Below are 21,642 nucleotides of genomic sequence, written 5' to 3'. Positions count from 1 at the left end.
TGCTCTTCGTGCTGTTGGTGCTGGGCCAGGCCGTGGGGGCCGTCGTCCTGGGCGCGCTCGTCGGGACCGGCGGCTACGGCGTGGCCCTCGCCGTGGCAGCCCTCGGCGCCCTCCTCGCGGCGCTCCCGGGCCTCGTGGGCTGGGGAATGCATCGTGCAACGGGGGCGTTGTCTCACGAGCGCCCCCGCCCGAGGGCGCGTCACCGTTCGGAAGGACCACCCTTGGACCTCTTCTCTCCCGCCACCTTCGGCCAGCTCGAGCTGCGCAACCGCGTCGTCATGGCGCCCCTCACCCGTCTCCGCTCCGGCGACGACGGCGTTCCGGGCGACGTCGTGGTGGAGCACTACCGTCAGCGCGCCTCCTTCGGTCTGATCACGACCGAGGGCACCTGGCCCTCGCAGGAGTCCAAGGCCTACGACGGTCAGCCCGGCATCGTCACCGACGAGCAGGTCGCCGGCTGGAAGCGCGTCGCCGAGGCCGTCCACGCCGAGGGCGGCCAGATCGTCATGCAGGTCATGCACGGTGGCCGCGTCTCGCACACCGACATCACGCGCACCGACCGCATCGTCGCCCCCAGCGCGATCGCCATCGACGGCCAGGTGCACACCGCCACCGGCAAGGTCGACTTCCCCGTGCCGCACGCCCTCACGACCGACGAGGTCCACCAGGTCACGGCCGACATCGTCGCCGCGTCGAAGCGCGCCGTGCTCGAGGCCGGGCTCGACGGCGTCGAGATCCACAGCGCCAACGGCTACCTGCTGCACGAGTTCCTCTCGCCCGTCTCGAACGTCCGCACCGACGAGTACGGCGGAACCCCCGAGAACCGCGCCCGCCTCGCGATCGAGACCGCGACCGCCGTGGCCGAGGCGATCGGTGCCGGCCGCGTCGGCATCCGGCTGTCGCCCATGCACAACATCCAGGACGTCGTCGAGACCGACGTCGCCGACGTGACGGCCGTCTACCGTGCGCTCGTCGAGGGCCTCGCGCCGCTCGGCCTCGCCTACCTCAGCGTGCTGCAGGCCGACCTGCGCGGCGAGCTCGTCCAGGACCTCCGCACGCGCTTCGGTGGTGCCTTCATCGCCAACAGCGGCTTCGGTCAGATCACCACGCGCGACGAGGCCATCGCCGAGGTCGCCGACGGCCAGGCCGACGCCGTGGCCGTGGGCCGTTTCGCCATCGCCAACCCCGACCTGGTCGAGCGGTGGCAGGGTGACCACGAGGTCAACGAGCCGAACCCCGCCACGTTCTACGCCGAGGGTGCCGAGGGCTACACGGACTACCCGACGCTGGAGCACGCCGCGCGCTAGTCCGGCGCCCGCACCGCGGACCCCGTCCCGGGCGACCCACCACGTCCTCCCGTGGTCGGTCGCCCGGGGCGGGGTCCGTCGTCGTTCGGCCGGCCCGTGCGGCCGACCCGCGCGGCCGGTCCGTGCGGCCGGTCCGCGCGGCCGCCGGCGCACGGCGAGCCGAGGAGGCGCGGGTCGCGTCACCCGCGCCGCGCACCCGGCGTAGACAGGACGGCATGACCGACGTGAAGCACCCGTCCGACCTCGGGATCGACGTGAGCGAGGGCTCGCCGCAGCAGCTGTACCGCTGGCTGCTCGCGAGCGTGTTGTTCGGCCGGCCCGTGCAGCAGAGCGTGGCCGCCGAGACCTACCAGGTGCTCGTCGACCACGGGCTGACGAGCCCCGCACGCTTCGCCGAGCACGACCACGAGGGGCTGCGCCGGCTGCTCGACGAGGCCGGCTACGCCCGCATCGACCACGTGATGAGCGACGAGCTGCACGAGGTCATGGGGCGCATCGACTCCGACTGGGGGTCGGTGAACCACCTCGTGCGGTCGTCGGCCGACCGTGCCGAGCTGACCCGCCGCCTCACCGACCTGAAGGGCGTCGGCCCGAAGACGGCCGAGATCTTCACGCGGGAGCTGCCCGTCGCCCTCTACGGCACCGCCTGACGGCACCGTCTGGCGGCGCCGCCTGACGGCACCGCGTGACGGCACCGCCGGACGGCGAAGGCGTCCTCGGGTCGGGAGCGGGGCACCCGTAGACTCGAGGCGATCTCGGGGGCGCGACCCGCGCCTCCTCGGGTGTGATCGGTGCGACCGGCACCGACGGTCCGCGCGATCGTGCAGAGGGGGCCCCGTGACGCTCGTCGACAAGCTGTTCCGACAGGACGAATGGCGCACCGTGCCCAACGCCATCTCGGCGGCCCGGCTGCTGCTGCTGCCGGTGTTCCTCGTGTTGATCGTGGGGCAGCACTACTGGTCGGCGATGGTCGTCATCGCGGTCGTCTTCGTGACCGACTTCCTCGACGGGTTCATCGCCCGCCGGACGAACACCACCTCCGAGCTCGGCCGGTGGCTCGACCCGGTGGCGGACCGCATCACCGTGATCGTCGTCGTCATCGCGTTCGTCGCGGGCGGTCTCGTGCCGTGGCCGGTGTTGCCGCTGCTGCTCGTGCCCGACCTGCTGCTGAGCGCCTACGCCCTGTTCGTGCTGGCCGGGGCCTCGTTCCCGGTGACGTGGGTCGGCAAGATCCGCACCGCTCTCATCTTCGTCGGGCTGCTGCTCGTGCTGGTCGCGGCCGCGGTCGTGGACCAGTTCGGCGGATCAGGAGGCGCGGCGTCGGCCCCGCTCGCCGACGCCGGTGCCGTCGCCCGCACGATCGGCCTCGTGGTGCTCTGGGCCGGACTCGTCGGCCACTGGGTCGCCGCCGTCCTCTACGCCGCGGCACTCGTCCGCACCCGTCGCGCCCGCCGAACCGCCTGACGGTCCGGGGCCCGACCGCCGTCCAGGGCCTGACCGCCCGCCCGGGGCCCGGGCGTAGCGTCGACCCCATGACTCGCATCACCACCCCCTTCAGCGCCGCCACCACCGCGGACGAGGTCGTCGACGGCCTCGACCTGACCGGCAGGCGCATCGTCGTGACCGGCGCCGCGTCCGGCATCGGCATCGAGACCGCCCGCTCCCTCGTCGCCGCCGGCGCCGACGTGACCCTCGCCGTGCGCCGCCCCGAACAGGGAGACCAGGCCGTCGCCGACATCCGCGAGAGCACCGGCGACGGCGGCGGCACCGTCCGTGCCGCGATCCTCGACCTCGAGAAGCGCGACACCCTGCAGACCTTCGCCGACGCGTGGCAGGGCCCGCTCGACGTGCTCATCGACAACGCCGGCATCATGGCCACGCCCGAGACCCGCACCCCCGAGGGGTGGGAACTCCAGTTCAGCAACAACCACCTCGGTCACTTCGCCCTCGCGAAGGCGCTCCGAGGAGCCCTGGTCGAGGGCGCCCAGGCCTCGGGCACCCCGTCGCGACTCGTGTCGCTCAGCTCGACCGGCCACCACTTCTCGCCCGTCGTGTTCGACGACGTGATGTTCGAGCGTCGCGAGTACGACCCGTGGTCGGCCTACGGCCAGTCGAAGACCGCGAACTCGCTCTTCGCGGTCGGCGTCACGCAGCGCTGGGCCGACGACGGCGTGCTCGCCAACGCCGTGCACCCGGGCGGCATCATGACGCCGCTGCAGCGCCACCTGCCCAAGCAGGAGATGCTCGACCGCGGCTGGATCGACGAGGACGGCACCCCCAACCCCGCGTTCAAGTCGACGCAGCAGGGGGCCGCGACGTCGGTCTTCGTGGCCGTCCACCCCCTCGCCGAGGGCGTCGGGGCCCGCTACTTCGAGGACGTCGCCGAGGCCGAGCCGTTCCGCGAGGACGCCCGCGGTCGCGGCGTCAAGGACTACGCCCTCGACCCGGAGCAGTCCGACCGCCTCTGGGCGCTCAGCGAGCAGCTGCTCGCCTGACCGACGCAGGCACAGGACGCAGGAGGCGCGGGCCGGGTCGACGACCCCGCCCGCGCCTCCTGCGTCCTGCCCCTGGGCGTCAGCCCGTGTTCTGCAGCCCGGCGGCGATCCCGTTGACGCTCAGCAGCAGCAGGCGGTGGTCGGCGTCCGCCGGGTCGCCTCCGCCCGCGACGCGGATCGCCCGCAGGGCGCGCAGCTGCAGCAGGGAGAGCGCGTCGACGTAGGGCGACCGCAGCCGCACCGCGCGGCTGAGCACCGGGCGGCCGTCGAGCACCTCGCCGTGGCCGCTGACCGCGAGCACCCACTTGCGCGTGCGGGCCATCTCGTCGAGGACGCGTCCGGCGAGGTCGTCGCGGTCGGCCAGCGCCAGGTACTCGCGGGCGATGTGCTCGTCGGTCTTGGCGAGCGACATCTCGACGTTCTTGATCATGGCCGAGAAGAGCGGCCAGGTCGCGTAGGCCTCACGGAGCAGGTCGAGGTCGCCCACGGCCTCGAGGGCCGACCCCAGGCCGTACCAGCCTGCGAGGTTGATGCGGGCCTGGGTCCAGGCGAAGACCCAGGGGATCGCCCGGAGGTCTTCGAGGGACTCGACCGAGAGGCCTCGACGGGCGGGACGGGAACCCAGCGCGAGCAGTCCGACCTCCTCCATCGGGGTGACGGCCGCGAACCACGAGGCGAAGCCGTCGGCCTTGACGAGGCCGAAGAACGCCTCGCGTGAGGCGACGTCCATCGTGGAGGCGACCTCGGCGAACCGGGTGGCGGCCGTCGCGTTGGCCTGTTCGTTCGACGGGCTCGAGGCCAGCAGGGTGGCCGCGGCCATCTGCTCGACGTGCCGGGCGGCGATGGTCTTGTTGCCGTACTGGGCGAAGATGACCTCGCCCTGCTCGGTGATCTTGAAGCGACCGTCGACCGATGCCGGCGGCTGAGCCAGCACGGCCTCGTTCGCCGGTCCGCCGCCGCGGCCGAGGGCGCCGCCGCGACCGTGGAACAGCGTCAGCTCGATGTCGTTCTCGGCGGCCCAGTCGGCGATGCGGGCCTGGGCGGAGTAGAGCGCGAAGGTCGCCGAGACGGGCCCGACGTCCTTCGACGAGTCCGAGTAGCCCAGCATGACCTCGAGGCGGCGACCGGTCGCCGCGAGGCGCTTCTGCACCGCCTCGGTCTGCAGGGCCTCGTCGAGGATGCGCGTGCTGGCCTCGAGGTCGGCGAACGTCTCGAACAGCGGGATCACGTCGAGCACGGGTGCGGGCTCGTCGCCCATCGCGCGCTCGGCGAGCTCGTAGACGGTGGCCAGGTCGGCCGACGACTGCGTGAACGACACGATGTAGCGCGACGCGGCCCGCACGCCGTAGCGCTTCTGCAGGCCGGCGATCGTGCGGAACACCGCGAGGACCTCGTCGGTCGTCTCGCTGCGGGCAGGAGGCGCGGCGTCGGACCCGGCGTCGCCGCCGGCCGCCTGCGCCCCGCCGGCCACGGGATCGGCCGCCCGGAGCTCGGCGAGGGCCGTGCGGTGCACCTGCGAGTGCTGGCGCACCTCGAGCTCGGCGAGGTGGAACCCGAAGGTCTCGACCTGCCAGACGAGGCCCTGCAGGTCGCCGTTGGCGCTGCGGTGGGCGCCGGCCGCGCGCAGCGACTGCTGTACGACGCGCAGGTCGGCGAGCAACTCGTCGGGGTGGCCGTAGGCGAGCGGGGCCCCTTCGCGACGGGTGGCGTCGATGCGGGCCGCGACGAACATGAGCACCCGGCGGTGCAGCTCGTGGGGCGAGCGCACGCCGATGCGGGACGCGACGTCCGCGTCCATCCGGCGCTGCGCCTCTGCGAGGGACACCAGCTCGGCGGAGGCCGGGGTCTCGGCCTCGTCGAGGGTCAGGGTGCCGCCGATGCGGGTGGTCGCGCGGTGCAGACCCAGCAGCACGTGCTCGGCGGCGATGTCGGCGGCGGCCCGGGTGACCTCGGCGGTCACGTGCGGGTTGCCGTCGCGGTCTCCGCCGATCCAGGTGCCGAGGCGCATGAAGGCGGGGGCGACGGCGGGTTCGCGGCCGGCGGCGTCCCCGAGCAGGCGGTCGTCGAGCAGGCGGTAGACCTGCGGCACGATCTCGAAGAGCGTCTGGTCGAAGATGCTCATGGCCGTGCGGACCTCGTCGAGCGGGGTCGGCCGCGTGGTGCGGATCGGCGAGGTGCGCCAGAGCGTGTCGACCTCCTCGAGGAGGCGGCGCTCGGCCTCGGCCACGGCCACGTCGTTCTCGAGCCGGTCGCGGTCGGTCATCAGGTCGCTGATCCGACGGATGCTCGACGCGACCGCCCGTCGGCGGGCCTCGGTCGGGTGCGCGGTGAGCACGGGGTGGAAGCGCAGCGCGTCGAGTCGCTTGGAGGCCTCCTCGGCCCCGACCTCCTCGGTGAGCTGGCGCAGCGTGGCCGAGACCGAGTCGCCCGCGGCGCTCGCCTCGCTGCCGCGGCGGCGCAGCACGCGGACGCGGTGGTGTTCTTCCGCGAGGTTGCTGAGGTGGAAGTAGCAGGTGAAGGCGCGGGCGACCTGCTCGGCCAGCCCCTGGTCGAGGGCGTCGACCAGGCGCTGGGCGTCGTCGAGGCTCGCGCCGTCGGCTCCCTCGTAGGCGGCGATGACGGCGGCCCGGACGTCCTCGACGGCCTGGAAGAGTTCGTCGCCGCCGGATTCGCGCAGCACCCGGCCGAGCAGGCTGCCGAGGTAGCTGACGTCCTGACGGAGGCTGCCGTCGACGGCGCCGCTGATGTCGTCACGGCTGCCGTCGTGTCGTCGTGTGGTCTCGATGTCGGTCACCGCACCATCTTGGACGACCCGGGCGCTCCATGACGCCACGATGTGGTCACGCCGCCATGTTTAATCGTGGCGCGGTGCCCACATCGTGGCGTCGTGACCCGCGACACGGCGCGATCCGGCTCACGTCGCGGCCCAGAGCGCCCGGTAGTACGCCGTGCGGACGGGGTCGTCGGCGACGCCGTACGCGTCGAGGAAGGTCTGCTCGAAGCCGGGGCCGTGGTTCCAGCCGAGGCTCATCGTCGCGACGGCGAGGTCGGCCCAGCGGTCGGCGACGCCGAGGGCGTCGAAGTCGACGTGCCCCGACCAGAGGCCGTCGTCGCCGATCAGCGTGTTGGGCACGCACGGGTCGCCGTGGCAGACGACGAGGAGGTCGACGGGCGGCGGGTCGCCGAGGTCAGGAGGCACGGCGCGCGCCTTCTCGCTGGTCGCGATCCGGTCGTCCACCGACCAGCTGAACGGGCACTCGTCGACCGGCAACGCGTCGTGCAGTCGCCTCAGCCCCCGTCCCGCCTCGCGCACGGCGGTCGCCGGGTCCGCGGCCCGGAGCAGGTCGACGGCACTGCGCCCGGGCACGCCCGCCGTGACGAGGTACTCGCCCTCGTCGTCACCGCCGATCTCGAGCACGCGGGGGGCGGGGGTGAAATCGACGACCCAGCGCAGCCGCATCTCCTCGGCGTGCAGGTCGAGCCCGCTGCCGTGCGGGGCCCACTTCGCGAAGCGCCGGGTCGGGCCCTCGCCCAGGCGGTAGGTGGTGCCGCCGGCCTCGTTGCGCCACACCGCGGTGATGGCGTCGCCGCGCGCGGCCGTGACCACCGCCTCCGGCACCTCGGCGTCGGGGTCGGGCCGGTTCTGCGTCCACATGCGCCGAGTCTCGCACCCGCCACGGCACCCGCACCCGCCCCGCACCACGACGGAGCGGGCCGCCCCCGGAGGGACGGCCCGCTCTGTCGTGGTGCGGGGGAGCTGCTTACGCGCGGCTGCCCTTGCGGCCGGTGATGAAGCCCCAGATGACGAGGACGACGAGCGCACCGAGGATCGCGATGATCCAGCTCTGGATGCTGAAGAAGCCGTCGTAGCCGACGTTGAAGACGGCTCCGCCGATCCAGCCACCGATGAGGGCGCCGATGACACCGAGGATCAGGGTGGCGATCCAGCCGCCGCCCTGACGGCCGGGGAGGATGAGCTTGGCGATGGCGCCGGCGATGAGGCCGAGGAGGATGAAGGCGAGGAAGCCCATGATGTGGTCCTTTTCGTTGGTGCGCGGAGTGCGCGGGTGCTGCTGAGACGGTCGGGGTCGGGTGCGTGTCAGCGGGGTCTGGGTGACGACCGCATGCGAAGAGGCCCGTGAGAAGGTCGTCCTCTCGGGCCCCAGCGGTCGAGAGGACTAGTGCGCGGCCTTGCGGGCCTTCTTCACCGCGGCCTTGCGGGCCTTGGTGACGTCCTTCTTGGCCTGGGCACGCGCCTTCTTCACCTTGGGGTCGTTCCAGAACGAGCCGAAGAAGTTGCTGATCTCCTTGTAGCGGCCCTTCCCGGCCTTGGCGCCGTAGGTGTACGCGAGGAACGCGATGAGGGCGATGACGAGGTACTTGAAGCGCATGTGGTGGTCCTCCCGGTGGGACGTTCTTGTCGTTCGGGGGTGACGCTATTCCTCCTGGGAGTTCTCTGTTACAAATCGGATTGGTGGGAAGTTCCCGGTGTTCGCTTTTGTCCCCTCCCTCGCCGGGCTCCACCCCGACACACCCCCGCCGCACGACCGAAACACCCCGGCAACACCCCCTGGCTAGCGTCGAGCCATGGGTGAGCTCTTCGAGGGATACGCGACCACCACGGGTGCCGCGGCCCGGGCGACCGGCGCCCGCCCGCCGGCCGCCGCGTGGGACGAGATGTTCGAGCTCGACGGCACGCCCCGTCGGGCGTACCACGAGATCCACGCGACCCTCGAGGGCATGACGCAGGACGACCTGCGCGGCCGCACCGCGGCGCTGGCCGACTCGTACCTGGCGCAGGGGGTCACCTTCGACTTCGCCGGCGAGGAGCGGCCGTTCCCGCTCGACGCCGTGCCCCGGGTCGTCGAGCACGCCGAGTGGACCACCGTCGAGCGCGGCATCAAGCAGCGGGTCAAGGCCCTCGAGGCGTTCCTCGCCGACGTCTACGGCCCGCAGACCGCCATCGCCGACGGGGTCATCCCCGCGAGCCTCATCACGAGCTCGAGCCACTTCCACCGGCAGGCGAGCGGCATCGACCCGGCCAACGGCGTGCGCATCCAGGTCAGCGGAATCGACCTGGTCCGGGACGAGGCCGGAGCCTGGCGCGTGCTCGAGGACAACGTGCGCGTGCCGAGCGGCGTCAGCTACGTCATCTCGAACCGTCGCGTCATGGCGCAGACGTTGCCCGAGCTGTTCGTCTCGATGCGCGTGCGGCCGGTGGGCGACTATCCCAACCGGCTGCTCGCCGCCCTCAAGAAGAGCGCCCCGTCGGGAGTCGACGAACCGACCGTCGTCGTGCTGACCCCCGGGGTGTTCAACTCGGCCTACTACGAGCACACGCTGCTGGCCCGCCTGATGGGCGTCGAACTGGTCGAGGGTCGCGACCTCTACTGCTCCGGCGGCCGGGTCTTCATGCGGACCACCGGCGGACCCGAACGCGTCGACGTGATCTACCGCCGCGTCGACGACGAGTTCCTCGACCCGCTGCAGTTCCGGGCCGACTCGGTGCTCGGCTCGCCGGGCCTCCTGATGGCCGCCCGTCTCGGCACGGTGACGATCGCGAACGCGGTGGGCAACGGCGTCGCCGACGACAAGCTCGTCTACACCTACCTGCCCGAGCTGATCCGTTACTACCTGGGCGAGGACGCCCTGCTGCCGAACGTGCACACCTGGCGGCTCGAGGACCCCGGGGCCCTCGACGAGGTGCTCGACCGGCTCGACGAGCTCGTCGTGAAGCCCGTGGACGGTTCGGGCGGCAAGGGCCTCGTCGTCGGCCCGGCGGCCAGCCGCCGCGAGCTCGACGACCTGCGCACCCAGCTGCGACGCGATCCCCGCGGCTGGATCGCGCAGCCCGTGGTGCAGCTCAGCACGATCCCGACCCTGGTCGACGACGGACTCCGCCCCCGGCACGCCGACCTGCGGCCCTTCGCCGTGCACGACGGCGACGACGTCTGGGTGCTGCCCGGCGGCCTGACCCGGGTCGCGCTGCCCGAGGGCCAGCTCGTCGTCAACAGCAGCCAGGGCGGCGGCTCGAAGGACACCTGGATCGTCGGCGGCGACGTCAACGCCTGGGCCGGCCACGACGTCAGCGCCCTGATCGCCGAGCAGACGACCCCGACGCAGTCGCTCCCGGTGATCACCCCCGAGCAGGTCGCCGCGGCCGCGGCCTCGGCCGCCGACCACAGTCCCGACCACGCGCCCCAGGACGACCCCCGCAACGACCAGCAGGCGCAACAGCAACAGACGAAGGAGGGGCGGGCCGGGTCACGAAGCCGACCCGCGCCTCCTGCGTCCCGCGTTCCCGACCACGGGACGACCCCGACCGAAGGGCCATCATGCTGAGCCGCATCGCCGAGAGCCTGTTCTGGATCGGCCGCTACATCGAGCGGTCGGACGGCACGGCCCGCATCCTCGACGTGCACCTGCAGCTGCTGCTCGAGGACCCCTGGATCGAGGAGGACGTCGCCTGTCGCAGCCTGCTCGCCGTGATGGGCAGCGACGCCCCCGAGGGCGACCTCGCCCGCAGCGACGTCCTGTCGATGCTCGCGGTCGACCGGCACAACCCGGCGTCGATCGCCTACTCGCTCGGCGCCGCCCGCGAGAACGCCCGTCGGGCCCGCGAGATCGTGTCGACCGAGCTGTGGGAGTGCCTCAACACGACGCGCGCCCGCATGCCGCGCAAGGTCGCCGACGACAAGGTGCACGAGTTCTTCGCCTGGGTGCGCGAACGCAGCGCGCTCGCCGTCGGGATCATCGAGAGCGCGACGAGCCGCGACGAGGTGTGGCAGTTCTTCACCCTCGGCCGGTCGATCGAGCGGGCCGACATGACCGCGCGCCTGCTCGCGACCCGCACGCTCACCGAGGCGTCGGGCCCGTCGTGGACGACGATCCTGCGGTCGTGCGGCGCGTACGAGGCCTACCTGCGCACCTACCGGGGCGTGCCGAGCGCCCGCAACGCGGCCGAGTTCCTCCTGCTCGACCGGCTGTTCCCGCGCAGCGTGCTCTTCGCGATCAGCCGGGCCGAGGCCTGTCTGCGCGAGGTCGAGCCGACGACCCACCGGGTCGCGGCCTCCGACAGCGGGGTGCGCATCCTCGGGCAGATGCGCAGCGAGCTCGAGTTCCGGCCGATCGGCGACATCCTCGACGACCTGCCCGGGCAGATGGACACCGTGCAGGCCGCGACGAGCGCCGCGTCCGAGGCGATCAGGCAGCGGTACTTCCCGACGAGCGCCGCGCCCACCTGGGTGGGGGAGCGATCGTGAGCCGCCTGCGCATCCGGCACGTCACGGGCTTCTCGTACCAGGGCGAGGCCGTCGCGAGCTACAACGAGGCACGCATGCTGCCGGCGCACACCGAGGGCCAGTTCGTGCTCTCGTCGCACCTGCGCATCGAGCCGGTCGCCGCCTCCCACGAGTACGTCGACTACTGGGGCACGCGGGTGTCGTCGTTCGAGGTGCTGCTGCCGCACCGGCAGCTCTCGCTGACCGCGACGTCGCTCGTCGAGGTGCGGCCGCAGGCGCATCCGTCCGAGACGATCTCGTGGGACGACCTGGCGGCGGTCGCGGGGGCCAGCACGTCGTTCGTCGAACACCTCGAGCAGACGCCCCTCACCGCGCCTCCGGCCGACCTGGCCGCCGTCGGAACCGAGGCTCGGGCGACCCACGCCGATCCGTGCGCCGCCGCGATGGCGATCTGCGAGACGGTCGGAGGCGCGGTCCGGTACCTGCCCGGCGTCACGAACGTGAAGACCACGGCCGCCGAGTCGTGGGCCGCCCGGGCCGGCGTCTGCCAGGACATCGCCCACGTCACGGTCGGTGCGCTGCGGGCGGCGGGCATCCCGGCGCGCTACGTCAGCGGCTACCTGCACCCGAAGCCCTCGGCCGAGCTGCGCGAGACCGTCACGGGGGAGTCGCACGCCTGGGTGGAGTTCTTCTGCGGCACCTGGCACGGCTACGACCCCACCAACCTGATCGACATCGGCGAACGGCACGTGGTCGTCGGGCAGGGTCGCGACTACCGCGACGTGCCGCCGCTGCGCGGGGTCTACGCGGGGTCGTCGAACAGCGAGCTCTTCGTCACGGTCGAGATCACCCGCGAGGCCTAGGCCCGCGCGGCGCGGGTCAGCAGGCCGTGTAGGCGTGGGCCGGGTCGTCGGCCGGCACCAGGTCGTGGTCGCGCACGATGGTCGAGGGGGCCGGGTCGAGTCCGGTGACGCGGGCGCACACGTCGGCGACCGAGCCGCGCAGGTCGTCGGTGTACTCGACGTCGAACACGAGCCTGCCGTAGACGTCCGTGAAGGCGCCGCACTCGTCGTAGCGGTCGCACTCCTCGGTGACGGCGAAGTCGTAGCCGACCTCGTCGCGGCCCCGGGCGCCGAGGTCGGCGGTGTTCTTCTGCGCCGTGGCCAGCCCGGCCGCGTGGGCCCGTGCGACGAGCAGCGTCGCGAAGGCGACCGCGTCGTCCTCACCGAAGGCGTCGTCCGACCGCGTCCACGAGTCGAGGTTGTCGAACTCGACCGCCTGGTAGCCCGAGGCGGCGCAGCCGTCGATCGTCGACGCCTGGCGCTCCGCCACGGCCTGCCGGTTCGCCTCCGAGGACAGGTCGAACAGGTGCTCGTCCGGCCAGCCGGGGTCGACCAGCGGTTCGCCGTCGGACGTCCGCACGAGCAGCTCGTCCGGCCACTCGACGCCCGGTTGGGTCTGGAACCCGTTGACGTAGCAGATGCCGTAGACGTCGTCGGCGGGGTCGTCGGTGCTGTCGCGGGCGACGACCGTGGCTCCGTCGGGGATCGGCGACGCGCCTCCCAGTTGGTAGTCGAAGCGCGCGCCCTCGGGCGGCAGCACGACGCCGTCGGCCGTCGCGGCCCCCGAGGCCCCCACCGCGGACGTGGAGGCGCGCTCGGGTCGTTCACCGGCCCCGGCGTCGACGCCCGTGCAGCCCGTCACGACCAGCGCGATGCCGACGAGTCCGACGAGTCCGAGGCGTGTGCGCATGCGGCGAGCCTAGGTGAGTCGAGCGACCGGGCCGACCGTCAGGCGGTGTGCGACAGCGGCGCGGACTCGCGCTCGCCGACCGCGGCCTCGGCGGGGGTGGCCCCCGCGGTGACCACCGTGGCGGTGGGCGACGTGGCCGGCGCGGCAAGCGTGGCGGGGGCGCGGCGCGAGGTCAGGAAGTCGAGGCGCGCCGCTTCGCGGGCCAGTTCGCGGTCGTGCTCCGCCTGTCGGGCGGCGGCGCGGGCGTCCGCCAGGCTGCGCGCGTTCTCGCGGGCCCTGGCTGCGGCGGCGGAGGAGGCGCGACGTGCGGTCGCCCCCGTGGCCCGGGCGGCGACGACGGCACCGGCCGCGGTGGCCCGGCTGCCGTGACGCACGCCGTCCCAGGTCGAGCGGGCGGCCGGTCGGGTGCGCGTCGCGACGGTGGTGCCGGTCGTGCGGAACCAGGCGACGACGACCGGGGTGGTGCGTCGGACCCACGCGACCACGGCCAAGGAGGCGCGACGGACGCCCCGGGCCGTGGCACGACCGGCCCGGGCCAGGGCGTCACCCGTGGCGCGCACGGCGGACGCGACCCGGGTGGCAGCGGACGACAGCGCGGGGCGCAGGCGTTCGGCGAGGGTCGGCCCGGCGGGAGCCTGCTCGGGCACGGCGGAGGGGGTGGACGCCGTCTCGACGGGCGTGCCCGTGGCGGAGGCGATCGCCCGCGTCGGTGTGGCGGCGAGGACGGGGGCGGACGCGACCACGACGGCGGACGCGACCACGGGGGTGGCCGTCGGCCGTCCCGCGGACAGGACCCGCGCCTCCTGGATGGTCGGCCGGACGGGGGCCGGCGTCGTCTCGCGGACGGCCTCGTGCTCGAGAGGGTGCTCCGGCTCGTCGCGCGGCAGGGCGCCGAGCACCCGGTCGGTCAACCCGACGAGGGCGAGGGCGACGCCGCCGACGACGAGGGCGGCACCGAGCAGCCAGATCGCGATGGTGACGAAGTCGAGGTCGCCGATGGGCAGGAATCCGCCGGCGAAGAGCCCGACCGTGGCCAGGCGGAAGGTGGCGGCGAGGACGAGCGCCGCGCCCGAGACCAGCATCGCGAGGGCGACCCAGCCCGTGACTGCTGCCTTGCCCATGCGACACCTCCTGTGGATGGAGCGCGCGTCGCGGGTCGGGCCCGCGCGGACGTCCCCTGCGAATGTAACCCGGAGGAGGGCTCGACCGTAACCCGCAGCGGTGGACGCGCCGTTCCCGGGCGATGCTCGGCTCCTGCGGGGGCTTCTCGGATGCGGGCCCGGGATGATCGCTCGCATGGCCAACTTCGACCGTCTCCTGGGTGCCGCCGCGCGTGCGCTCGGCAACTCCTCTTCTTCTTCGTCCGGCCGCGGTGGCGCGTCCGGCGGTTCCACCGACTGGCGTGACGTGGTGCGCAAGGTCTCCGACAAGATGACCGGCGACGACCGCCAAGGCGGGCAGCCGCAGCAGGGCGGCCGCCAGCCCCAGCGCGACGGGTACGGGGCGCCGCAGCGCGGTGTCGGGCGCCCGGCCACCGGGGGCCACGCCCCCCAGGGGTCCGCCGCGGACCGCGCGGCCCTCGCCAAGTACGACTACCTGCTGCAGACCGCCCCGCCGCAGCAGCTCGAGCAGGTCCACCGCGACGCCTTCGAGCGCCTCACCCCCGAGCAGCGTCAGCAGGTGCTCACCCGCCTGAGCGCCGAGGTGCCCGCGGGCGAGCGTCCCGCGTCGAGCGCCCCGGCCGACCTCGCCCGGGCGGCGACCCGGGGCGAGACCGCACACCCCGGCCTGATGAAGCGCGTGCTCGGCAGCACGGGGGGCAAGGTCGCGGCAGGTGCCGCGGTCGGCGCCGGGGTGGCGGGGGTCGCGGGCCTCGCGGTCGCCGTGGCAGGGGCGGCCGCCGTCAGCAGCGTCGCCCTGCCCCTGCTGTCCGACGCCGTGACGTCGGGCATCGACTTCGACCAGCTGACCAACGGCTTCGGCTTCGAGGGGCTGGACGGCCTGACCGCGGGCGGCGAGGAGTACCTCGGCGGACTCGGCGAGCAGGTCGGCGGACTCGGCGAGCAGGTGGGTGGACTGGGCGACCAGCTCGGCAACCTCGGCGAGGGCTTCCAGATCCCCGGCCTCGGCAACCTCTTCGACCGCTGACCGCGCGGCTCGCGCCCGCGCGGCTCGCGCCGGCGCGGCTCGCGCCCGTGCGGCTCCCGTCCTGAGACCCCAGGAACTCGCCGAGACCTCCCGCGCGCGGGGTCCGAGCGCCTCCCCGGGGTCTCGTGTGGGTAGCCTCTGCTCATGACCGCGATCTCGGCCGGCATCGCCGTCGTCTTCCTGCTGCTCTTCGCCGGGTCGCGTCGGCGGGACGCCCGCCGGTTCCGCAACGGGGTGTTCCTCTTGATGGCCGGGGGCTTCGGAGTCGTCGCCGCCGCGAACGTCCTCGTCGCGGCGTTCCCGCCGCTCGTCTTCGTGTTCCTCGTCGCCGTGGCGCTCGTGCCCCTGCTCGTCCTCGCGCTCGCCGTCTTCGCGATGGCGAACGGCGTCACCATGCTCCGGTCCGAAGGGCGCAGCCTCGGCAACCTGCTGTCGTTGCTGGTCGGCATCGCGCTGATCGGCGTGCCGTTGCTCGTCGTCGTGATCGTCGAGGCCGGTCGCCGGTCGGACGTCGCGGCCCTCCAGGACGCAGCCGTGGGGCTCGGCATCGTCGTGGTCTTCGTCACCGGTTACGCCGCGCTCACGTTCGCCGCGTTCACCCTGTGGTCGCTCGTCTACGCCCGACCCCGGGTGCGCGAGCAGCCCGACGCCCTGATCGTGCTCGGCTCCGGACTGATCCGCGGCGAGGTGCCGCCGCTGCTGCGCAGCCGCCTCGACCGGGCGCTGGCGATCTACCGCGCGACCCCCGAGGGCGTGAGGCGGCCGGTGCTCGTGCCGTCGGGCGGGCAGGGTTCGGACGAGCCCCGGCCCGAGGGTGAGGCGATGGCGGAGTACCTGATCGCCCAGGGGGCCGACCCGGCCGACGTGCTGCCCGAGACCGAGTCGCGCTCGACCCGCGAGAACCTCGTGCTGTCGGGGAAGGTGCTCGCCGACGCCGGTCGGACCGGGTCGACCCTGGTCGTGACGAACAACTACCACGTGCTGCGCGCCGCGCTGCTGGCGCGGGACGCCGGCAGCAGCGCCGACGTGGTCGGGGCACCCACCGCCGCGTACTACGTGCCGAGCGCCTTCCTGCGCGAGTGGGTCGCCGTGATGGTCGAGCACAAGCTGCTCAACGTGCTGCTGATCGCACCGTTCGTCGTGCTGCTCGCGTCCCTGCTGGTCTACGCGCGCCTCTGACCCGCCGGCGCCGCGCCTCCCGGTCAGGACGGTCGCGTCGCCGTGCCCTCGTCGACGGCGAGCTCGGCCGCGGTCTCGTCGCGCGCCCGGACGGCGGCCGCGTCGCCGTCGTGCTGCAGGCGGTAGTGGAACCGGCCCGCCCCGAGCACGGGCAGCGCTCCGGTCACGGGCTCGGGCTCGCCCCCACGGACGCGGCGCACCCGCAGGTGTTGCCCGCGGACGAGCCAGACGATCGCGACGCCGGCCGCCACGAAGCCCGACGCCGCCGCGACGCCGATGGCCCAGCGCGGTCCGGCGACGTTCGCGACCCAGCCGACCATCGGTGCGCCGAGGGGCGTGCCGCCGGTGAAGACGGCCATGTAGAGCGCCATGACGCGCCCGCGCATGCGGGGTGCCGTGGTCAGCTGCACGGTGGCGTTCGCCGTCGTCATCAGGGTGATCGAGGCGAGTCCGACGGTGACGAGCACGGCCGCGAAGCTCCAGTAGGTCGGCATGACGGCGGCGACGAGGCAGGTCACGCCGAAGGCCAGGGCCGCCGTGACGAGCACGCGCCAGCGGGGCTTCTCACGTCGGGCCGAGAGCAGGGCGCCGACCAGCGACCCCACCGCGATCGCCGACGACAGCAGGCCGAACCCGCTCGCGTCGACACCGAACTCGACGCTGGCCATGGTCGAGGTGAAGATGGCGAAGTTCAGGCCGAAGGTGCCGATGACGAAGACCATGACGAAGACGACGACGAGGTCGGGCCTCTCGCGCACGTACCGGAATCCCTCGCGGATCTGGCCCTTGGCCCGCGACACGGCCGGCTTCAGCTCGAGCTGGGCGACCCGGATGAACCGCAACGACAGCAGCACGGCCGCGAACGAGCCGGCGTTGATCAGGAACACCCACCCCGTGCCGATCGTCGCGATCAGCACGCCGGCGACCGCGGGGCCGACCAGGCGTGCGCCGTTGAACGACGCCGAGTTCAGGCTGACGGCGTTCGTCAGGTGGCCGGGGGGCACGAGTTCGGACACGAAGCTCTGCCGCACCGGGGCGTCGATCGCGGCCGCGACGCCGAGCAGGAGGGCGAAGAGGTAGACCATCCAGAGCTGCACGCTGTCGGTGAGGACGAGCACGCCCAGGCCGAGCCCGAGCAGGCCCATGCTCAGCTGCGTGACCATCAGCAGTCGCCGCCGGTCGAACCGGTCGGCGATCAGCCCCGTGATCGGCACCATCAGGATCGGCGGGGCGAACTGCAGCGCCATGGTGATGCCGAGGGCCGTGGCGTCGTTGTCGGTCAGGTCGGTGAGCACGAGCCAGTCCTGTGCCGTGCGCTGCATCCAGGTGCCGATGTTGGACACGAGCGCCCCCGCGAACCAGAGGCGGTAGTTGAACAGCGACAGGCTGCGGAACATGGCGCTCACGAGCGGGTCAGCTTCCGCAGGATCTCGGTGGCGTCGGCCAGGGTGCGGCGCTCGTCCGCGGTGAGGGCCGAGAGGCGGGGCACGAGCCACTCGTCCCGACGTCGACGCGTCTCGAAGACGAAGGCGGCGCCGGCCTCGGTCGTCTCGAGCAGCACGCGGCGCTTGTCGTCGTCGTCGACCGTGCGACGCAGCAGCCCGGCGTCGACGAGCTTGCCGACGGTCCGGTTCATCGACGGGGGAGTGACGCCCTCGTGGGCGGTCAGCGCCCCGATCGTCAGCGGTTGGTTCTGCACGACGTAGCCGAGGGCGGCCATCTGGGCGTCGGTGACGTCGGCGTCGGCCTTCTGCTGGCGCAGGCGGCGGGCGAGCCGCAGCACGGCGCCGCGCACGTCGGTCGCGAGGTGGGCGTGCGGCACGGCCCGGGTGGCGGAGGGGGCGGGAGGCGCGGAGTCGGTCATCGCCGGGCCACGATACTCGTTTAGTTCGGCTAAGTAAACGTCTGGTCGCGGTCCGGGTGCGACGCGACCCCCCGGGGCGCCCCGCGCCTAGGCTCGTGCCGATGAGAGACGACGACGTCCCGGCCGAGCCGAGCCGCCCCTCCTGGTTGTCCGCGAGGGGAGCCGTGCTGACGGTGGCGATCGTCGTGGGCATCTCGCCCTTCGCGACCGACATGTACATCCCCGCGCTGCCGGCCATCGCGCGCGACCTCGGGGCGTCGACGGCCGAGGTGCAGCTCAGCCTGACGGCGTTCCTCGTCGCGTTCGCGGTCGGGCAGATCGTGATCGGGCCGGTCAGCGACGGTCGGGGCAGGAGGCGCATCCTGCTGGGCGGGACCGTCCTGTTCGCCCTCGCCTCCCTCGCCTGCGCCGTGGCTCCCGACGCGGCCACCCTCGTCGTCGCGCGCGCCGCGCAGGGCCTCGGCGGCGCGGCGGGCTCGGTGGCCGCCCGGGCCATGGTGGGCGACGCGACGACGGGCCTCGTGCGCAGCAGGCTCTTCGCGACGCTCGCCGCGATCAACGCCGTCGGCCCGGTCGTCGCCCCGCTCGTGGGCGGTGTCGTGCTCTCGGTGTCGAGCTGGAGGGCGACGTTCGTCGTGCTCGCGGTGCTCGGGGCCGCCCTGACCTGGGCGGCCGCGCGCCGTCTGCCCGAGACGCTCGTCCACCCCGAGCCGGGTGCCGGCTCGCTGGTCGCCTCGCTGCGACGGATGGGCACGCTGCTCGCGATGCCGCGCTTCCGGTGGTACCTCGTGACGGGGTGCGCCGCGACGATCGGGTTCTTCTCGTACATCGCGACGTCGTCGTTCGTCTTCCAGGAGCAGTACGGCTTCGGCGAGGGCCTCTACACGCTCGTCTTCGCCTCGAACGCGTCGTGCATGATCGCCTCGACCCTGGTGTTCCGCCGCCTCGTCGGGCGCTTCGCCGAGGACCACCTCTTCACCGTGGGGCTCGTCACCTGCACCGTGGGGTCGGCCCTCGTGCTCGTCGGTGCGCTGACCGGCGTCGGCCCGGCACTGATCTGGCCCGCGCTCGCCCTCGTGACGGCGGGCTGGGGCTGGGTCATCCCCGGGTCGATCACCCTGACGCAGGCGCTCGGGCACCGCGCGCCCGGTACGGCCGCCGCGCTCGCGGGCGGCCTGCAGTTCGGGCTCGGCGGGGCCGCGACCCCGCTCGCCGGGGCGCTCGGCGGCACCGCCGTCGTGATGGGCGCGCTGATGCTCGGGTTCATCGCCGCCGGTCTGGCCGTGCAGGTGTGGGCGTCGTCGCGAGGCGGCACCCCGGCGACCTGACCCCCGGGGCGGGGGGCGCACCCACGCGACCCGACCCCGGGGGGCGCGACCCGCGCCTCCTGCCGTCCATCCGGGGCTGGTGCGCCGGACCGGGCGGTGCCACCCTGGGCTCGACGCCGACCGGCGCCGTGACCCGAGGAGGACCCCGTGACCGTGCAGCTCACCCCGTACCTGGCGTTCCGCTCCGAGACGAGGGAGGCGTTCGACTTCTACGCTTCCGTCTTCGGCGGCAGCCCCACCTTCAGCACCTTCGGCGAGTTCGGCGTGGGCACCCCCGGCGAGGCCGAGAAGGTCATGCACGCCCAGCTGGCCACGCCGTCGGGCCTGCTGCTGATGGGGGCGGACCGCCCCGACTCGTACCCGCTCGAGGAGGCGAGCAGCGTGTCGCTCTCGCTCTTCGGCGGACCCGACGACGCCGAGACGCTGACTGGATGGTTCGACGCGCTCGCCGAGGGCGGCACCGTGCACGAGGCCCTGTCGCAGGCGCCGTGGGGCGACTCGTTCGGCATGCTCGACGACCGCTTCGGCCAGCACTGGATGGTCAACGTCGGCGGCGCCGCGGCCTGAGCCGGCGCCGCGGCCTGAGCCGGCGCCGCGGCCTGAGCCGGGGCCGCGGCCTGAGCCGGGGCACGCCCGTCGGACGAGGAGGCGCGGTGGCGGTCGCCGAGGACGCCCCGCCTCAGGCGCGTCCGAGCCGGCCGATCACGCTCTCGTCGAGTCGCGCGAGCAGGTCGGCCACGTCGTCGTAGACCTCGTCGGCCCCCGCCTCGACCAGCTCGGCCCGGGAGAAGCCGCCGCTCAGCACGCCGATGCAGGTCACGCCCGCCCGGTGCGCGGCCTCGACGTCCCACACGGCGTCGCCGACCATGACGGCGCGTTCGGCCGGCACGTCCGCCTTGTCGAGGGCGACCTCGACGATGCCCGGGTCGGGTTTCGCGGTCTCGACGTCCTCGCTCGAGGTGACGGCCCAGAGGGCGTCCTCGACGTCGAGCAGGTCGCGCAGCGCCGTCAGCTCCTCCTCGGGCGCGCTCGTGGCGAGCACGACGCCGTTCCCCCGGCGAGCGAGCTCGGCGAGCAGGTCGGTCGCCCGCTCGAAGACGTGCAGGTCGCCCCGCTCGCCGAGGTGCTCGGCGTAGTGGCGTGAGTGCGCGTCCTTGACGTCGTCGAGGAGGCGCGTGGCGGCGTCCTTCCCGACCAGCCCCTCGACCAGCAGGGACGAGTCCTTGCCGATCGACCGGTGGATGCGCCAGCTGCCGACGGGGTGGCCGACGTCGGTGAAGGCCCGCGACCAGGCGGCGACGTGCGCGAAGTTCGAGTCCACCAGGGTGCCGTCGATGTCGAAGAGGACGGCGGTGGACGGAGCAGAGGACGTGGGGGAGGTCATCCCGCCACCCTGCCCCCGAACGAGCGAAGGTGCACGGACTGCACGAGATCGGCCCGGATCAAGACGACACCTGTTGCTCATGGGTCCCTGCGGGCGTACGTTCGCAGACGGGCTCGTCGACGAGCCCGACCGGCCCCGACGGTCGGCCCACGAACGAGGAAGGCACGCACCATGGCACGGTTCAGCGACAAGACGGCACTCGTCACCGGCGGAGGCAGCGGCATCGGCGCCGCGATCTCGCGCTCCCTGGCGGCCGAGGGGGCATCGGTGGTCGTCACCGACATCAAGCTCGACGCGGCCCAGGGCGTCGTCGACCAGATCGTCGCCGCGGGCGGCACGGCCGTGGCGTTCGAGCAGAACACCGCGAAGCCCGAGCAGTCCGAGGCGGCCGTCGAGTTCGCGAAGACGACCTACGGTGCCCTCCACCTCGCGGTCAACAACGCGGGCATCGGCGCCCCCGCCGCCGACATCGGCGAGTACGACATCGCCGCCTGGGACCGCGTCCGCTCGGTCGACCTCGACGGCGTCTTCTACGGCCTGCGTTACCAGCTGCCCGCGATGGTCGAGGCGGGCGGCGGGTCGATCGTCAACATGAGCTCGGTGCTCGGCTCGGTCGGCATCGCCCAGAACGCCGCCTACGTCGCGAGCAAGCACGCCCTGGTCGGCCTGACCAAGGTCGCCGCGCTCGAGTACTCGAAGCGCGGCGTCCGCACCAACGCGGTCGGCCCCGGCTTCATCGACACGCCCCTCGTCCGCGCCTCGCTCGAGGGCGACGCGCTCTCGTACCTCGAGTCGCAGCACGCGACCGGTCGCCTCGGGACCGACGCCGAGGTCTCGGCGCTCGTCCTCTTCCTGCTGAGCGACGAGGCGTCGTTCGTCACGGGCAGCTACCACCTCGTCGACGGCGGCTACTCGGCGCACTGACGACGGTCCCTCAGGAGGCG

At 73.4% G+C, this 21,642-nt stretch carries 21 protein-coding genes; 12 read left to right on the top strand and 9 right to left on the bottom strand.

Annotation, left to right across the window (positions count from 1 at the left end; translation table 11 throughout):
• The first annotated feature begins 221 nt into the window (after positions 1-221).
• From QRN23_RS12680 to QRN23_RS12665, 4 genes are all read left to right on the top strand, one after another.
• Positions 222-1,307, top strand: coding sequence for an alkene reductase (locus QRN23_RS12680; protein WP_285063758.1), 1,086 nt, complete (start codon positions 222-224; stop codon positions 1,305-1,307).
• Between the two features lie 215 nt (positions 1,308-1,522).
• On the top strand, positions 1,523-1,957 hold the full coding sequence (locus QRN23_RS12675; RefSeq protein ID WP_123572105.1) for an HhH-GDP family DNA glycosylase: 435 nt from the start codon (positions 1,523-1,525) through the stop codon (positions 1,955-1,957).
• A gap of 187 nt (positions 1,958-2,144) precedes the next feature.
• Entirely contained in the window at positions 2,145-2,771 is a 627-nt protein-coding gene (locus QRN23_RS12670) for a CDP-alcohol phosphatidyltransferase family protein (protein ID WP_192124097.1), read from the top strand.
• Positions 2,772-2,839: 68 nt separating this feature from the next.
• Positions 2,840-3,802, top strand: a complete 963-nt coding sequence (locus QRN23_RS12665) for an SDR family NAD(P)-dependent oxidoreductase (protein WP_285063717.1) — start codon at positions 2,840-2,842, stop codon at positions 3,800-3,802.
• A 79-nt stretch (positions 3,803-3,881) separates the two neighbouring features.
• Here QRN23_RS12665 and QRN23_RS12660 read toward each other — a convergent pair whose 3' ends face one another.
• The 4 genes from QRN23_RS12660 to QRN23_RS12645 all read right to left on the bottom strand — a co-directional run bounded on the left by QRN23_RS12660 (position 3,882) and on the right by QRN23_RS12645 (position 8,193).
• On the bottom strand, positions 3,882-6,596 hold the full coding sequence (locus QRN23_RS12660) for a phosphoenolpyruvate carboxylase (RefSeq protein WP_502874818.1): 2,715 nt from the start codon (positions 6,594-6,596) through the stop codon (positions 3,882-3,884).
• A 120-nt stretch (positions 6,597-6,716) separates the two neighbouring features.
• Entirely contained in the window at positions 6,717-7,457 is a 741-nt protein-coding gene (locus QRN23_RS12655; protein ID WP_285063716.1) for an aminoglycoside 3'-phosphotransferase, read from the bottom strand.
• A gap of 106 nt (positions 7,458-7,563) precedes the next feature.
• Positions 7,564-7,833, bottom strand: coding sequence for a GlsB/YeaQ/YmgE family stress response membrane protein (locus QRN23_RS12650; protein ID WP_043595797.1), 270 nt, complete (start codon positions 7,831-7,833; stop codon positions 7,564-7,566).
• A 147-nt stretch (positions 7,834-7,980) separates the two neighbouring features.
• Positions 7,981-8,193: a hypothetical protein gene (locus QRN23_RS12645; RefSeq protein WP_056049364.1), complete on the bottom strand. Its 213-nt coding sequence runs from the start codon at positions 8,191-8,193 to the stop codon at positions 7,981-7,983.
• 196 nt (positions 8,194-8,389) lie between these two features.
• On the opposite strand from QRN23_RS12645, the gene QRN23_RS12640 reads away from it, so the two are divergent.
• Genes QRN23_RS12640 through QRN23_RS12630 form a run of 3 tightly spaced genes read left to right on the top strand, consistent with a single transcriptional unit; the run spans position 8,390 to position 11,906 of the window.
• Positions 8,390-10,144 (top strand): circularly permuted type 2 ATP-grasp protein, encoded by a 1,755-nt coding sequence (locus tag QRN23_RS12640; protein WP_285063715.1) that lies wholly within the window; start codon positions 8,390-8,392, stop codon positions 10,142-10,144.
• Entirely contained in the window at positions 10,138-11,064 is a 927-nt protein-coding gene (locus tag QRN23_RS12635; RefSeq protein ID WP_056049358.1) for an alpha-E domain-containing protein, read from the top strand. The genes QRN23_RS12640 and QRN23_RS12635 overlap by 7 nt, the downstream gene beginning before the upstream one ends.
• Positions 11,061-11,906, top strand: coding sequence for a transglutaminase family protein (locus QRN23_RS12630; protein WP_056049355.1), 846 nt, complete (start codon positions 11,061-11,063; stop codon positions 11,904-11,906). Before QRN23_RS12635 ends, QRN23_RS12630 begins: the two co-directional genes overlap by 4 nt.
• A 16-nt stretch (positions 11,907-11,922) precedes the next feature.
• On the opposite strand, the gene QRN23_RS12625 is transcribed toward QRN23_RS12630, so the two are convergent.
• Together QRN23_RS12625 and QRN23_RS12620 are read right to left on the bottom strand one after the other, a co-directional pair.
• Positions 11,923-12,795 (bottom strand): endo alpha-1,4 polygalactosaminidase, encoded by an 873-nt coding sequence (locus tag QRN23_RS12625; RefSeq protein WP_285063714.1) that lies wholly within the window; start codon positions 12,793-12,795, stop codon positions 11,923-11,925.
• 38 nt (positions 12,796-12,833) lie between these two features.
• The gene (locus QRN23_RS12620) at positions 12,834-13,916 is read right to left on the bottom strand and encodes a hypothetical protein (protein ID WP_285063713.1); all 1,083 of its coding nucleotides are present in this window, start codon (positions 13,914-13,916) and stop codon (positions 12,834-12,836) included.
• 175 nt (positions 13,917-14,091) lie between these two features.
• On the opposite strand from QRN23_RS12620, the gene QRN23_RS12615 reads away from it, so the two are divergent.
• Together QRN23_RS12615 and QRN23_RS12610 are read left to right on the top strand one after the other, a co-directional pair.
• Entirely contained in the window at positions 14,092-14,943 is an 852-nt protein-coding gene (locus QRN23_RS12615; protein ID WP_285063712.1) for a cation-transporting ATPase, read from the top strand.
• 144 nt (positions 14,944-15,087) lie between these two features.
• A complete protein-coding gene (locus QRN23_RS12610) occupies positions 15,088-16,122 on the top strand; it encodes a YdcF family protein (RefSeq protein ID WP_285063710.1) in 1,035 nt (344 codons plus the stop codon).
• Between the two features lie 23 nt (positions 16,123-16,145).
• Here the strand turns inward: QRN23_RS12610 and QRN23_RS12605 are convergent, their stop codons facing one another.
• A complete protein-coding gene (locus QRN23_RS12605) occupies positions 16,146-17,528 on the bottom strand; it encodes an MFS transporter (protein ID WP_159825865.1) in 1,383 nt (460 codons plus the stop codon).
• A complete protein-coding gene (locus tag QRN23_RS12600) occupies positions 17,525-17,986 on the bottom strand; it encodes a MarR family winged helix-turn-helix transcriptional regulator (RefSeq protein ID WP_055978010.1) in 462 nt (153 codons plus the stop codon). The genes QRN23_RS12605 and QRN23_RS12600 overlap by 4 nt, the downstream gene beginning before the upstream one ends.
• Before the next feature lie 101 nt (positions 17,987-18,087).
• Here QRN23_RS12600 and QRN23_RS12595 point away from each other — a divergent pair, with 101 nt between their 5' ends.
• Together QRN23_RS12595 and QRN23_RS12590 are read left to right on the top strand one after the other, a co-directional pair.
• Positions 18,088-19,314 (top strand): multidrug effflux MFS transporter, encoded by a 1,227-nt coding sequence (locus QRN23_RS12595; protein WP_285063707.1) that lies wholly within the window; start codon positions 18,088-18,090, stop codon positions 19,312-19,314.
• A 147-nt stretch (positions 19,315-19,461) separates the two neighbouring features.
• The gene (locus tag QRN23_RS12590; protein WP_285063706.1) at positions 19,462-19,881 is read left to right on the top strand and encodes a VOC family protein; all 420 of its coding nucleotides are present in this window, start codon (positions 19,462-19,464) and stop codon (positions 19,879-19,881) included.
• Positions 19,882-19,993: 112 nt separating this feature from the next.
• On the opposite strand, the gene QRN23_RS12585 is transcribed toward QRN23_RS12590, so the two are convergent.
• The gene (locus QRN23_RS12585) at positions 19,994-20,698 is read right to left on the bottom strand and encodes an HAD family hydrolase (protein ID WP_285063705.1); all 705 of its coding nucleotides are present in this window, start codon (positions 20,696-20,698) and stop codon (positions 19,994-19,996) included.
• Between the two features lie 171 nt (positions 20,699-20,869).
• Here QRN23_RS12585 and QRN23_RS12580 point away from each other — a divergent pair, with 171 nt between their 5' ends.
• A complete protein-coding gene (locus tag QRN23_RS12580; protein ID WP_056047333.1) occupies positions 20,870-21,622 on the top strand; it encodes an SDR family NAD(P)-dependent oxidoreductase in 753 nt (250 codons plus the stop codon).
• Positions 21,623-21,642 lie beyond the last annotated feature (20 nt).

Source organism: Frigoribacterium sp. ME-P-080, from assembly GCF_030209595.1.
GTDB lineage: Bacteria > Actinomycetota > Actinomycetes > Actinomycetales > Microbacteriaceae > Frigoribacterium.
The sequence above is the reverse complement of the archived record's forward strand: the minus strand, read 5'-3'. Positions and strand labels throughout refer to the sequence as shown.